12 protein-coding genes are annotated in these 14,537 nt (G+C 47.5%); 8 read left to right on the forward strand and 4 right to left on the reverse strand.

Features of this window, described 5'->3' with window-relative positions; all coding sequences use genetic code 11:
- Positions 1-616: 616 nt before the first annotated feature.
- The 6 genes from B2Z72_RS03865 (at position 617) to B2Z72_RS03890 (ending at position 5,957) form a co-directional block, all read left to right on the forward strand.
- Positions 617-1,999, forward strand: a complete 1,383-nt coding sequence (locus B2Z72_RS03865; RefSeq protein ID WP_296984355.1) for a ribonuclease J — start codon at positions 617-619, stop codon at positions 1,997-1,999.
- A gap of 522 nt (positions 2,000-2,521) precedes the next feature.
- On the forward strand, positions 2,522-2,845 hold the full coding sequence (locus B2Z72_RS03870) for a DUF6572 domain-containing protein (protein WP_296984353.1): 324 nt from the start codon (positions 2,522-2,524) through the stop codon (positions 2,843-2,845).
- 92 nt (positions 2,846-2,937) lie between these two features.
- Complete coding sequence (locus B2Z72_RS03875) at positions 2,938-3,747, forward strand: DUF2971 domain-containing protein (RefSeq protein ID WP_297004200.1); 810 nt, start codon at positions 2,938-2,940, stop codon at positions 3,745-3,747.
- A 112-nt stretch (positions 3,748-3,859) separates the two neighbouring features.
- Positions 3,860-4,618, forward strand: a complete 759-nt coding sequence (locus B2Z72_RS03880; RefSeq protein WP_296984350.1) for a hypothetical protein — start codon at positions 3,860-3,862, stop codon at positions 4,616-4,618.
- Positions 4,619-4,719: 101 nt separating this feature from the next.
- Positions 4,720-5,199 carry an ankyrin repeat domain-containing protein gene (locus B2Z72_RS03885; protein ID WP_296984348.1) on the forward strand — a complete coding sequence of 160 codons (480 nt, stop codon included), beginning with the start codon at positions 4,720-4,722 and terminating at the stop codon, positions 5,197-5,199.
- 248 nt (positions 5,200-5,447) lie between these two features.
- Entirely contained in the window at positions 5,448-5,957 is a 510-nt protein-coding gene (locus tag B2Z72_RS03890; RefSeq protein WP_297004202.1) for a hypothetical protein, read from the forward strand.
- A 637-nt stretch (positions 5,958-6,594) separates the two neighbouring features.
- Here the strand turns inward: B2Z72_RS03890 and B2Z72_RS03895 are convergent.
- The 4 genes from B2Z72_RS03895 to B2Z72_RS03910 form a co-directional block, all read right to left on the reverse strand.
- On the reverse strand, positions 6,595-7,671 hold the full coding sequence (locus tag B2Z72_RS03895; RefSeq protein ID WP_296984345.1) for a TauD/TfdA family dioxygenase: 1,077 nt from the start codon (positions 7,669-7,671) through the stop codon (positions 6,595-6,597).
- Positions 7,672-7,709: 38 nt separating this feature from the next.
- The gene (locus B2Z72_RS03900) at positions 7,710-8,675 is read right to left on the reverse strand and encodes a PDR/VanB family oxidoreductase (protein WP_296984344.1); all 966 of its coding nucleotides are present in this window, start codon (positions 8,673-8,675) and stop codon (positions 7,710-7,712) included.
- A 187-nt stretch (positions 8,676-8,862) separates the two neighbouring features.
- Positions 8,863-9,645: a 4,5-DOPA dioxygenase extradiol gene (gene ygiD, locus B2Z72_RS03905; protein WP_296984343.1), complete on the reverse strand. Its 783-nt coding sequence runs from the start codon at positions 9,643-9,645 to the stop codon at positions 8,863-8,865.
- Between the two features lie 33 nt (positions 9,646-9,678).
- Entirely contained in the window at positions 9,679-10,872 is a 1,194-nt protein-coding gene (locus B2Z72_RS03910; protein ID WP_296984337.1) for an aromatic ring-hydroxylating oxygenase subunit alpha, read from the reverse strand.
- Between the two features lie 750 nt (positions 10,873-11,622).
- Here B2Z72_RS03910 and B2Z72_RS03915 point away from each other — a divergent pair.
- Positions 11,623-12,786 (forward strand): porin, encoded by a 1,164-nt coding sequence (locus tag B2Z72_RS03915; RefSeq protein WP_296984336.1) that lies wholly within the window; start codon positions 11,623-11,625, stop codon positions 12,784-12,786.
- A gap of 40 nt (positions 12,787-12,826) precedes the next feature.
- Positions 12,827-14,338 (forward strand): ABC transporter substrate-binding protein, encoded by a 1,512-nt coding sequence (locus tag B2Z72_RS03920; protein WP_296984334.1) that lies wholly within the window; start codon positions 12,827-12,829, stop codon positions 14,336-14,338.
- Positions 14,339-14,537: the final 199 nt, after the last annotated feature.

The raw sequence follows: 14,537 nt of genomic DNA on the forward strand, positions 1-14,537 counted from the left end.
CTTCATGCCGGTGGCGCGCCACAGCGCACGGGCTCCGGCCATATTACGGCCGCCGGTAGAAGTCTTGGAACGATACTCAGGCATGGCGTCTCTCGTATTCTTTATCGGAGGATATTGAGGGCGCATATTGTAGCAGCCGCAGCCAGAATGCTCATCTGTGGATTTCAGTCTGTGGATACCCGCAGTTTTCCACGCTTTCTGTGGATAAAATTGTGAATATGTTATGAGTTAACGCCTGTACGCCAGATAATAACGGGCGTTGTGACAGATTGATGAAAAATTAACCCCTTTTTCAAAATCCGGTGAAATCCACAGAAAGCCGCACCATGCAAGGGTTTGTTAAAAATAATTGCAAATAAATTCAGGGCGGCAAAAAAAATTCGTTTGCGCCAATGTCAAGTGTTGATAAAACCAGTGTCCGGATAATTCTGTGGATAACTATGTGAGTAAGCTGGTGGCGTTCTGTGGGAATACCTGCGGAGAACAGTGTCTTGTTAAATTATCCTCTTTTCGATGGGCAGTCATTGCGGCACGCTAAGCGTTATAATCGTCGTTTTTAATCCCGTCCGGGCTGTCGCGTGAACGCGCAGCGCGGTCCGTGGCAATCAGGATGCCCATGACTCCTTCCGATAAAGATCTCGTTTTTCTGCCCTTAGGCGGCACCGGCGAGATTGGCATGAATATGAATCTCTACGGCCACGACGGCAGCTGGCTGATGGTCGACTGTGGTGTCACCTTTCCCAAACCCGGGCGTGTCAGCGCCGATGGCACAGTGCATCATTCCGGCGAACCTGAGATCCAGATGCCGGACCCTTCGTTTATTGCCGCCCATCGCCACCGCCTTGATGGCTTAGTGATTACTCACGCCCATGAAGATCACGTTGGCGCCGTGCCCTATTTATGGGAACAGCTGCGCTGCCCGATCTACTGCACGCGCTTTACCGCGGAAGTGTTAAAGAAGAAGCTGGCAGAACACGCGCTGCTGCACCGGGTAAAAATCATTATTCCCAAAGTTGGTGAGCGGCTGAACATCGGGCCGTTTGAAGTGCAGTGGTTAGCGCTGACTCACTCCATTCCTGACCCCAATGCGTTAATGATCCGCACACCGCTGGGTAATATCTTTCACACCGGTGACTGGAAGCTTGATCCCGATCCGGTGATCGGCCACGGCTACAAACAGGAAACCTACACCCAACTGGCAGAAGAAGGCGTACGCCTGATGGTGTGCGATTCCACCAACGCCACGGTCAGTGGCCACTCGGCGTCGGAAGGTGCTTTGTATAAAGGTCTGAAAAAAGCCGTAGAAAGTGCCAGCGGACGCGTCATCGTTACCTGCTTTGGCAGCAATATCGCGCGCCTGTTAACGCTGTCGCGCATCGCCGAACAGACCGGCCGCTATATGGGCCTGATGGGACGCTCCATGGTGAATATGCACCAGTGCGCAAAAAAAGCCGGTATCTGGCCCCACGATGCGGGTTCGGTACAGGCGGGTCATCTCGGCTATTTACCGCGCAATGAAGTGCTGGCCGTAGTAACCGGCAGCCAGGGCGAACCGCGTACCGCACTGCGCCGCCTGGCTGCGGGTGCGCATCCGGACTTTGAACTGGAAGCCGGCGACCGCGTTATCTTCAGCGCCCGCGCAATTCCCGGTAATGAAGAAGCTATTGCCGGATTAATTCAGCAACTGCAAAGCATGGGTGTTGAAGTCGTTACTGCAGAAAACAGCGAACTGCCGATCCACGCTTCCGGCCACCCGGCGCAGGAAGAACTGCAGACCTTATATTCCTGGGTAAAACCGGATATCGCCATACCGGTACACGGCGAAGATATTCACATGCGCGATCACGCAAAACTGGCCAAGGCCTGTGGCGTAGAACGTACTATGACCGGCCGTAATGGCGATGTATTTATGATTGCGCCGGTGCCGGGCATACAGCGGCAGAAAGTGCATACCGGCCGCGTAGGCTGGGAGAAAGGCAAGTTAGTGCGGGTGGTTTAACTTTTGAACAGAATTGTGGTGCGCGGGGCATGCATCTTACCGGAGTGGCTTCAATGCCTCGTTCCCACGCTCCCGCGTTGCCTCGTTCTCACACTCCTGCGATACCTCGTTCCCACGCTCCCGCGTGGGAATGTAAGCGCCGCCTGCTGCGTAGGGATGAACTTGTGGCAACAAACTGTCTTCACAATGGCGCCATCCTCTATTGACTGATCTATAGATGCCATACAGTATATTTCCCATGTATAAGAAATATGCGCACGTTTTGCTAATTTGTACAGGCACGGTTTGCCAATTGCTCTGGCTATAAGTACCTGATTAGTAGTGAGATTTTTTCCTGAGGTCAGAAATAGTGTGCCGGAGCAAAGCGTGTTTATGCGCATGCGCGTTTTTGCCGGTAATGTTTGTATAAGAATTCAGGAATACCTTATGGGAATCAATGGGTTATAAAGGGATGTCTGGCTGATCGGAGTAGGGGAAAGTGAGCGTGCGCATGAATAAAACTGTTAGTTGCTAAGGAAGAAGATGACCATCGAGCAATTGGACAAAGTAGATATCATTGGAACAGACGACTCTAATATAGAGTTGGTCATCTCGGATCATCTTAAGTGGGACGACAAAAACGAGAAGCTATTACTTCTACAAGACAAGCTCAACTTATACTTGTCATTTGTCGAGTCCGGAGAGATATATGAGCATTGTCCCAAGGCTGTGGGATTGCCAGTAAAAATCAGTATCGTGTCTAAATACCAGCCAAACTCAGAGGCTGTTAAGTTTTTAGCGCTAGCTGCTGAAACCATTAAAGATGCAGGCTTTGAACTTTCATATGAAGTTAGATCAAGCAACTAACAAGCGCATGTTATTCAGCCGCTGCGCGGCTTGGGACCTCCTTTCAGTCGGCCCCAAATGCGGACGTTATGTTTTAAGGAGAATCTGAGAGAGTGCCTTATTTTAAATATATGGCGGCGTTCGCTTCTGATAAATTTCTTGATGATCAAACGGTCAGGTTTTGCCAACCAAATGAGTACAACGATCCGTTTGAGTTGATTCCTGAAATTAGACTTAAAGAAGAGTTGTCGTTGCCGAGCAAAAACCTCGGAATTGACTTATCTGGCGGAAAACCCCAATTTGAAGAGTATGAAATTTTAGAATCTGAGCTTTCTGACTATAAATATCACCTCAACTCAAATTTAGTTACCGAAGTAAGTAAATTAGTCGGATGCACCTGTTTTTCTTATTCAGAAGCCTCTATTCCAGTTAATCTGCTTATGTGGGCGCATTATGCTGAATCTCATAAGGGCATAGCCATCCAATTAAAGGATCGCTCCGCTTTGATTCAAGATATGAGCCCCGTCGTGTATCGAAAGAGACGCCCGATAATCAATGGGAAGTATCTCTCTGAAAGCGAAGTTATATCTATGAGGGATCTATACGTAAAATCGGATCATTGGGAATATGAGTCGGAATACAGGCTTTCTAGGAGGCTTGAGGATTGCTCAGAAGTAAGTGATGGTATCTTTGTGAGTAAAATTTCACCATGTGACATTGAGCGTATTGTTCTTGGCGTAAATGCAGCGCCAGAGCTCAGGGAAAAAGCGTTCAAATTCTACAAGCAACATAACATTCAAGTAATACTTACTAGGCGTGCGAGTTCAGGCTTTGGTTTTGAGCCGTCTACTGTATTTGGTGCTGAGTACTCGGACGCAGTTTCAATTACCGAATGGTATCGGTATGAATCAGCACAAACATAACAAACGCAGGCACTGGGACAAAGTTTCCGCTGCGCTTCAACTTTTCCCGTGCTGCGGGCGTTATGTGTAATCACATCCGAATATCGATCCAACTCGGAGTTAAGTGAATTAAATGGCCAAGAAGGAACTAACAAAGGAACAACAATGGTATGACGAGATCATTGTTGAATCATTTCGATCTGAAAAGAAATTACATGAATATATGGAGTCTAGGCCTGAAGAAGAATGGCGCAAACTTGAGTCATTTTCAGAACGAGCAAGAGTAGTTTTTGGAGAAGTCGCCACTGAGGATGGAGAATTCTTTGAAAACAACAAAGGCCAGTTTATAGACGCGGATTGTCAGCGACTTTATGGCATTACACTCGAACAGTTCGTTGATCAGTTTAATTTACCTGATGATGATAGCTTTCCAATACTAATTGATTACTTCGAAAGTTATTTGGAAAGGCCAGATAAAATTGGTGATCTATTATCTGAAGCTTATGATGCTATTGGCATCGAAAAGATGAAAAGTAAATCTGACCTAAAAAGCCTCAATAGTTGGGTTGCCAAACAAATAATGAACAAGCGAAGGCCTGACTTCTATTCTGAAGAAATATACGCCTATCTAATCGTTATCATCGGAGAGTTACTAAGAAAGACAAAACTAAAAGACACTGATTGGACGGTCTCCAGGGTCGATCTTCGGCATTCATATAAATTCAGGCCAGTAAGACATATTTATATCCCCTATCTAATCGGCGAGAACGGTAAAATTTACGACATAGTTACTTCATTTAGACATCATCTCTTTTTATCTGGAGGGGCTAAGCTACTTATGTCTAAAGTATTTAATAATGTCGAAGAAAGGGAGGAGCGTTCTATATGGTAAATCGTCAATCACATAACAGGCGCATGTTGATCTGTCGCCTCGCGACATGGGACCTCCTTCCAGTCGGCCCCAAATGCGGGCGTTATGCGTCAGGAGCATGAATGAGTAGAAGTGAAAACCTGGAAGATTATCTAGCCAATTTAAAAAAAGATCTTCCGTCATTTGAAGAAGCTGATTTCTCTGATCTGAATTGGCAAAATCATGAAGGCGAGAATGCATTGCATATAGCAGTAATAAGAGATGATGTTGGCATTGTAAGAGAACTTATTGCTAATGGAATTGAGTTAAATGCTAGAGGTGATCTCGGTTATACCCCATTACATGAAGCAGCATCCAGAGGAAATTTTGAAATTGTAAAGCTATTAGTCGAGTCTGGGGCAGATGTTCACGCACTAAGTGAAGGTGATCCACCATTTACAGTGGCTCGTTATTCAAAGAATGATGTAGTTTGTGATTATTTAGGCAAGGCAATGAAAAGTGTCCAAAGCAAAGATCGTTCAGTTTGGGCAAAAGCTAAAATTAAGCACCTTGAGCGTGAAATCGCGAGAATTAAAAATCAATATGGAATCGAAAACGCATAACAAGCGCAAGCAGGTAGGGACAAACTTTCCGCTAGCGCTCCAAACCAGCCGCAAATACGGGCGTTATTGCGAAGTCAGGAGTCGCTGATGGTCGAAGAGTTAATTGAGAAAGCTATAAACGAGGTTGCGAAGAGCACTTAAGCTGGTGACTATGTAGTGTCTACCTCCTGGGATTTAATCGTTGTGGGAGTAGGTTCACTAATGAAATGAAGGAAGGTGAGAATATATGAATAATAATAGGAGTCTAAATGCATCCAAAGATACGTAGCCCATTAGTTTCATGGTTGCTTACTGTAATGACTGGTGGTATTTATCTTTTTTTCTGGGTTTGGTTAGTTGCGACGGAACTTAACAATGCTGAGCAGAAGAACGTGTTTCCAGTTAAATTATGGAGAAACGCAACAGTTACACTCTATATTCTGGCTCTTGTTGGGTTCTTGCTGGCATTAAACGCTGTAACTTCACTCTTAGCTGTTGCTGCAATTTTAGGATTAGTTGGCTTGTTTTTAAGTGTACAGGTCTCTATTGGAAATTACATAAAATGCAAAGATGGTGAGCTTAATACTGGCAAGAAATATAGCAATGTGTTATCTGTTTTTTTACTTTTTTACTTTTTTACTTTTTTACTTTTTTACTTTTTTACTTTTTTACTTTTTTACTTTTTTACTTTTTTACTTTTTTTAGTTGCAAATACTGGTGTTGCCTATATGCAGTCAGGAATAAATCGTGTAATTCGGTATGAACAAGATCGATCCTGATAATTTTTTTGAAAAATTGACATCGGAATACTAACAGACCATCCGGGCCGGTGGCTCAAAAACATAGACAGAACATGGAGGATATCCTTTGTCTCTCAATGGTAGAATAATCAAAAGTGGGTGTCTATTTTGGTTTTTTGGTTATGAGAAAATTAGTATTATTCATATTTTTTATGCTTTCGGTATTTGCTAATGCAGGATCTTCTGAGAAGCTTGTATCTGACTATCTTGAATTAACTTACTCCGATGGTAGAAATGGGAATACCGCACAGCAGAAGTTGATATTGATTTGTTTCAATACTTCAGAGTGTACTGGTGTTGATCCTGAGGTGTGTGTGGATGAGAACCTGGAAGGTTTTCAGAGTTGCGATGAGAAAGATACTTGTTATTCTTGCTCGAAAAGCGTGAAAGACTATTATTGGAAGTCGGTCGAGCATTGCTTTGCTGAAAGCACTAGTGTTAGAAAATGTTTTTCTGAATAAAGTTGAGATCAATACATGAAAAACCTTATCGCTTTAAAAGCATAGTGTATCGATTTAAGTCTGTTTAACGCTTGTGGTAAAAGTAAAAAACGCCGGCAATAACCGGCGTTTTTTATAGCTCGAACTAACTCAATTGAATCAGTCCATATGCACTCTTAATCCATACGAGGAACAGCAGCCAGATCCACGGTAAATTTACCACGGTTATCGGCATCTTCTTCCTTACGGTGTTCGCCACGTTTCTGTACTACGGCGTTTTTACCGAAGCCTTCTGATACCGGGCGGGCACCTTCACGTTGTAGCCACAGGCGCATCAGATGGCGACGACGCTGAGGTTCCGGAAAGTCGATAAACTCGGTGCGCGAATGCAGCGCTGCGTAGTTTGACAGCCACTGGATATCGCCTGGGCGGAAGTCCATTTCGATGGCCATGCCAGGTTCGTAGGTGATCTCTTCAAACAGGTCGAGCAGGTCGATCTGGTCCTGAGTCAGGGCCGGAATGCCAGGGTATTCCTGTGCGGTTTTGATATAGATAGAGCCTGCATACATGTTCATCACACCGTCTGTAACGTCGAGAATCGGTGAGGTGTAGGTATCTGCCGGTGCTTCCGGGTCCTGACGGCGCCAGTCCCAGTTAAAGTCTTCAAACAACAGCGGGGCCAGATCCGGGCGACGTTTCAGAATTTCGTTATAAATTTCTGCACCGGATACCAGACAGGAGGCACCGCCTTCTTTGGAAGGGCGCAGACACATCAGGGATACTACATCTGAGCTGTCGGAGTGGAAGGGAAGTTTATCGCGGATGGATTTAGACAGTGCATCCGGCTCTTCCAATTTTTTATCCGAAGTTGCGTAAATATGGTCGATCAGATCGCCCATTTCGTTCTGGCGGAAGGGTTCGCCCATGTGCAGGCCAAGAATGTAGTAAATAGCCGCAGACAGCGCATCAGAATACACATGGGTACGCAGACCACGCACCAGGGTAAAACCGCGGCCGCCATCGACTTCGGCGCACCATTTTTTAACCGCTTCGGCAGTGACTGTCAGCGGGTAATCGCTGGCCTGTACAAAGCGCAGATCCGGATTCTCTTCAACAAAGCGGGTACCCAGGGTTTCCAGCTCTTTTACTTCTTCATCTGACAGCAGATAAATCCAGTCCGCTTCATTTTTTACTAATTCATCACCACGCCATGCGGCACGGCTTGTAACAGGTTGCAGTGCTTGGGTTGTCATAAAACCATCCTAATTAAAGTAGAGCAGGCAGATACCGGTCAGAGATCCAGTACCAGACGTTTACTGAGTGAGCCGGAGCAGCACACCATCATGGTGTCGTTGGCTGATTTTTCGGCATCACTTAATACGGAATCTCTGTGATCCGGTGTGCCTTCCAGCACGCGGACTTCACAGCTTCCGCAGACGCCTTCTGAACACATGTATTTCACGCGTACATCATTACGGGTAAGCACTTCGAGAATGCTCTCACCCTCATTCACCTCAAGCTCTTTGTTGCTGCGGGCAAGAACCAGAGTAAATTCGTTGTCACGGGCGGTTTCCTGATCTGAGGTAAAGCGCTCGTAGTGCACCTGTGCGGCGGGCAGCACTTTGCCGGCGTCGATATAGGCATCGAGAAATTCATTGGAGCCACAGCAGTAGAAATGCGCGCCGGTGTTTTCGGTTTGGGTAAAGAGTCCGGCGAAATCAATGCGTGGGTCGCCCTCGCGGGTGAAGTAATAAACGACCTTGCCGTATTGGCTTTGAGCGGCAAAATCGTGCACGGTGCGCAGCAGGGCTGCTTCCTGTTTTGTGCGGGCAGAAAAATGCAGCACCCAGGATTTACCCTGTGCTTCCAGTTCGTGGGCCATAGCCAGTACCGGTGTAACGCCAATACCGCCGGCGATCAGCACGGTGTGTTCAGCGTCAGGCTGCAGAGCAAAGTGATTGCGCGGTGCGCTGACAGTTAAGGTTTTGCCTTTGCCAGCGTATTGGTGAATCCATTCCGAACCACCGCGGCTCGGGCTGGCGAGCAGCACTGCCACCAGATAACGATGACGCTCGTGGCTGGCGTTGCATAATGAATACTGGCGGGTAATTCCGTTGTCGGCACAGATGTCGATGTGAGCACCGGCACTGAACTCAGGCAGGTCGGATTGATCTTCGGCCCGCAGGTCCAGAAGGATGACGTCGTTACCATCTTCAATAACGTCATGAATAATGAGTTTCAGGGTTTGTTCACTCATAACCTGTTCCTGAATTTTCTTAAGTGGTTTCTCTATGGCAACCACTATAAATTCAGCAGGTAAATATTCTTGATTGATAACGCATAAGAAATTGACTGCAGACGATTAGCAAAAAGCTGAGCGGCAGACAAAAAAAGCCATAGAAAACTATGGCGAATTGATGAAGGATCTGGAGGAGATAAAGCAGTTAATCGTTCTGTGGTTCAAACACAAAACTGGCCATGCTCAGGGATTTAAATACGATCTGGGGTGTAAACACTTTCAGTTTGTCACCGCTCATACGGGTGCCAATAAAATACTGTAGTGGCCAGAAATGATCCGGTGTCGGATGGTTGCGGCCAGTAATCAGGCCAAGTGATTCGACATCGAGAATTTTACCTGTGTGTTTCTTCTTCATGGCTTCAATGATGTAGTCATTGAATTCCGTGCACCATGGGTAGGGTTGTGCGTTTTTGCTCCATTCCATGGTGGCCAGGTTATGCACGATATTGCCGGAGGCTACAATCAGTACACCTTCGTCACGCAATGGTGTCAGCTGCTCACCGATGGCAAAGCGCTGTTCAGGTGTCAGCGAGACATCAACACTTAACTGTACAACCGGAATATCGGCTTTGGGAAAGGCATGAACCAGGACGGACCACGAACCGTGATCCAGCCCCCAGCTTTTATCCTGTCCGACTTTTCTGTCCAGCAAGCCTGCTACTTTATCCGCCAGCTCCGGTGATCCCGGTGCCGGGTACTGAACTTTGTTCAGCTTAGGGAAACCACCGAAATCGTGCAGCGTTCTTGGTTTCTGCATGGCCGTCACTGCGGTACCGCGGGTACACCAGTGGGCGGAAAGACATAAAATCGCTTTTGGCTTTTCCTTCAGGGCAGATGCAATCTGCCCCCAGGAACGGGTATAGCGATTATCTTCCAGCGCATTGGTCGGACTGCCATGGCCGAAAAAAATAACAGGCATACGGGACATAAAAGGTCTTCCTCTGGCTGAGGAGCAGGCCAATCAGCCCACTTTTTTCTCAGCTTTCATTTTTTGCCATTGTGCACGGTAGCGTGGTACCAGCCAGGAGTTGAAGCGACTTTGCGCGCCTTCTTCCCAGGAGTAACGGCCGCGTGGTGCATGACGTGAACGCAGACCCTGCTGTACCAGATGGTCGGCATGAATGTCCTGATCGTTGATTTCCAGCGAACGGGTCATGATGTCTTCCATTTTCTTGTCGAAATCCGGATCTTCCATCGCGCCTTTGGCGAACAGAATACCAAGGTCGAGGTAGTGGCTTTCCGGACCATCGGCACGCAGGATCAGATAAATAACAGCGTCTGCAGTCATTACCAGAGACAGTGTAGGCGGCAGGTTGGCGAATGCCATGCGGTTGCGTTCTTCATCTGTCAGTTTCGGGAATACCGGCATCAGTGCTTTGTGCGTGGTATTGAAGCTGGCATCCATGTGCAGTGTACCATTGGTGCGGTAGTAGCCTGCAGTATTTGCTGGCAGCTCTTCCGGAAATACCGCCAGTTTACTTGGAATATAATCGTGGAAACCTGCATGCAGACGGCTTGCGTGGTAGCCATCGTTATTGTTTTCGAACTGTACTTTCCAGCCAAACTGATAATGTGTGTCGCGGTCTGGCTCAGGACCTTCAGCATTTTCGAAATCGTAATTGCCCACAATCGGTTCCAGCGCGCTCAGACGTGGTGCCAGTGGTGCAGCATCTTCATCGAAGTTGATAAAGATAAAGCCATGCCAGATTTCCAGTTTGAACTGTGGCAGGCCGTTTTCTTCTTTATGGAAATCACAGGTTTTGTGCATTTCCGGTGCGTTGATCAGTTCACCTTTCAGGTTGTAGGTCCAGTGGTGATACGGGCAGGTAAAGGTACGGGTATTGCCGGTACCTTCTGAAACCACCATAGCACGGTGCTGACACACAGAAGACATCGCACGGATCTCACCGTCGCGGTCATGTACCACAACGATTGGTTCATCCACGATGGTAGTGTTGTAAAAATCACCTGGATTTTTAACCCAGTCGGTACGGCCAATGCACAGCCATTCATGATCGAACAGGGCCTTCTTTTCAAATTCAAAAAAGTCACTGTCGGTGTAGCACAGAGGTGGCAGAGTTTCGGCTTTATCAATCGCAATGATTGAACTTTCCATGCTGTCAAAAAATTCGTCGTTTAAAAAATGTGTACTCATCATCAGCTCCTGTGACTGAACCTGGTCCGGCGACCGGAGACATTGATTGACCAGGCCAGACATGATTTTGAGTTTTCATCCTACGATGCTGACGGTGAATATTATTGGCTGGATGCGTACGAGTTTTGGTGCGACGGCGAATCACTCAGGCTGTGTGGTTCGTGTGTCGTTCTTGTGTAGCTCCCTCTTAAATACCCTGTACAGAGGGCATAACAGAACAGAAGAAATAGCGGAAGCTAAGGGATAGCGGGCGTCAGACCTGTGTTTGCTGACGTGTATTAGCTGACTGAAAGAAGCGGCTAAGCGCAATAAAGAAAGGTACTGGCGACGATGAAGTTCAGGAGCAAACAGAAGGGTGCGTTTAACAGAAAGGCTGACAATCGGAGTTTGTGTCAGTCGAATGCCAATAATTTATTCGCATTCGTTCAAGAAATTACAGGCCGGTCGTTGCCATAGTGTCCCTACGATAAATACGTCTGCCGGACTGGTTTTACAGGGCTTTATCAATAATTCAGTAAAGAAAACGTTCTTCTGTCCGTTTGCCGATACTGAATGCTGATAGGCGTTATAACCCGGTTAGGAATGACAGGCAAGTACGGGACGCTCACCTGATGGTGAACATGGTGCACAAAGTATGCATGCCCCGACAGTTACAAACCTCGCTCTCTGCACAAAAGAACAGCAAAACCGCTGAATCCAGAAGGGTTCCGGACATAACTTCAAGATAAGATGTGAATGAGGAAAACTACCGTGAAAACATCACAAGCATTCAAGAAACTTTCTCTGGCGGCAGCCGTATCCCTGGCATCAGCCAGCAGCTTCGCGGAAACGTCAGTAGCAGATCTTGCTAAAAATGTTGAACTCTATGGTGTTCTGGATTTCGGCGTAACCTGGGTAGACGATGAGGGCGGTGAGAGCAAAGTCAGTGGTCGTGACAGTGTAAACTGGGGTAACCGTATTGGTCTGAAAGGTACCATTGATCTGATTCCTGGCTACAAAGGTATTTTTAAACTGGAGCATGGTTTCAAACTGTCTGACGGTGTGACTTCTCAGTACGACACCATGTGGGGCCGTCAGGCGTACGCCGGTGTGCAAAGCGATAAATACGGTACCTTAACTTATGGTCGTCAGTACGACTTTATGTACGATAATTTCAACCAGCTGAACATCGGCGGTTATGCCAGCACCTACGGTGGCCACCATGGTGACCTCGACCGTATTTCCGGCTGGCGCATCGACAATGCCATCAAATACGTTTCTCCATACCTGAACGGTTTTACCTTCGGCGTAATGTACTCCAGCGATGACCGCGCTTATGCGGACCAGGGGCAGCCATGGGGTATGGGCCATGCACCTCTGGAATCCATGAGTGCCGGTGCCAGCTACTTCGGTGGTACCTGGAGCGTTGCAGCCGCTTACGTGAAAATCGAAAACGATACCGTTTACCCACTGCTGCAGGCCGGTGTGCCTTCTCTGCAGGGTCTGACAATGGACGGTATCGGTACTCAGGCTGACCGTGAAATTTTCGCTCTGGGTGGTTTTGTAATGCTGGGTGATTTCGCTCTGGTACTGAATACCACTCAGACCACGCTGTCTGATATGGTGAACAGCACAGGTGCGGCGGATGACGATGCAACTCAGAATGTTTATGAAATCGGCGGTTACTACCCGATTGCTGAGAAAACCCTGCTGATTGGTGGTTACCAGCATTCTGAACTGGAAGAGTACGATTTCGACGAAGTGACGCTGGGTGTTAAATACGACTTTACCGATGCGGCATGGCTGTACACTTCTTACTCTTATATGGAAGGTTCAGACGATACGTTTGTTAACCAGGGCGCTGCATGGTATCTGGAAAACTCCAGCACCAACACTCAGCAGACTGCACGTATTGGTATGATTCTGACATTCTGAGCCTGATGCTCATCTATAATTAAATATTTAAGGTACTTATATGAAACGCAGAACGATTTTAAAAGCAGCGCTGCTGTCTGTGTTGATGTGTACATCGGCGTGGGCATCGCAGGCGAGCGCAGAAGAGAAAGCTGTATCCATGGCACTGCCATTTGACGTGGAAAGCTGGGACCCGACGGCCCGTGTTATTCCACATGCAACCTCTCTGTACAAAACCGTATTTGATCAGCCGCTGGAATATGATGCAGAAAACAAACTGCAGCCAGGTGTGGTGAAAGAATACAACTGGATCGGTGATGATGGTCTGACGCTGGAACTGGTCCTGCGTGATGACGTGTACTTCCACAATGGTGACAAGCTCACCTCTGAAGACATTAAATTCACCTTTATGGATCACCCGAAATCTGACAAAAGCATTCAGCTGGGTTACATCTGGTGGATGGTGACTGCCATTGATACTCCAGAGCCAACCAAAGCTGTATTCCACTTCAGTCAGCCGTTTGTGACTGCACCTGAATACCTGGGTTTTGCCAGCTCTTTTATCCTGCCGAAGAAGTACATCGAAAAAGTCGGTATGGAAGAGTTCCTGAAGCATCCGGTGGGTTCAGGCCCGTATAAACTGGTCAGCTATCAGCGTAACAGCCGTATGGTGCTGGAAGCGTTCGATAAATATTGGGGCGGTGTTCCGGATATTAAAAAGCTGACGATTCAGGTTATTCCGACATCGACTTCCCGTGTGTCTGCTGTGCAGTCTGGTCAGGTCGATCTGGCTTACTCGCTGCCAATCCGTGAAGCGGTGCGTCTGGATAAACTGCCGGAAGTGACCAGCTCACTGACCTCTACTGTGGATACTTACCTGATCCACATGGTGAACAAAGGCGCACTGAAAGACAAAAATGTTCGTCTGGCGATGCATTATGCGATCGACAAAGCAGCGATTTCCCGTGCGCTGCTGAACGGTCTGGCTGAGCCTCTGTCCACTGCCAACCCACCGGGTACACCGGCTTACGACGCTGACTTCAAATTTGAATACAGCCCGGAAAAAGCCAAAGAATATCTGGCGAAATCCGGTTACAGCTTGGATAAACCAGTAACCTTCAAGTTCCTGGCAACCAACGGTGTTCACCCGATGGACAACCAGATGGCCCGCGCTATTGTGCAAATGTGGAAAAAAGTCGGCATTAACGCCGAACTGGAAACCATCGACTTCGGTAAATACTTCCAGGAAGTGGCTGCCGGTACACTGGAAGGCCCGGCGCTGTGGCTGTGGAATAACTCCACCGGTGACCCTGAACTGTACACAGGCAGTTACCTGAACGCGGATACCATGTTCTCTGTATGGCGCAGCGAAGAAGTGATGAAAAAACTGCGTCCGCTGCTGGGTGAAACCGACTACGACAAGCGTATGGCTGAGTACAAAGACTTTAACCGCTGGGTAGTGGAAGAAGGCTTCAGCATTCCTCTGATGGAAGGTGTGAGCAGTGTGTCACATGCGAAAAGTCTGAACTACGTGCCTTACCGTAATGGCTGGATTCTGCCGGCGAAATGGTAAGAACAGAATTCTGAGCTGAGGAGTATTTCAGATCAGGATTCAGTAAGAGATAGAGAACAAGCGGCCTGCGGGCCGCTTTTTTGTGGGTGTTATTCAGGGCGTATTGGAGTGTCGGTTATCCAGGGCATATCTGAGTGTGTAATGGGCCTTAGATGTTTATTGTAGGAGCGGGTTAAGCCGCGAAATTATTGGTGGGCGG

The organism is Thalassolituus sp. UBA6592 (assembly GCF_002433655.1).
In the GTDB taxonomy this organism is placed as follows: domain Bacteria; phylum Pseudomonadota; class Gammaproteobacteria; order Pseudomonadales; family Oceanobacteraceae; genus Venatoribacter.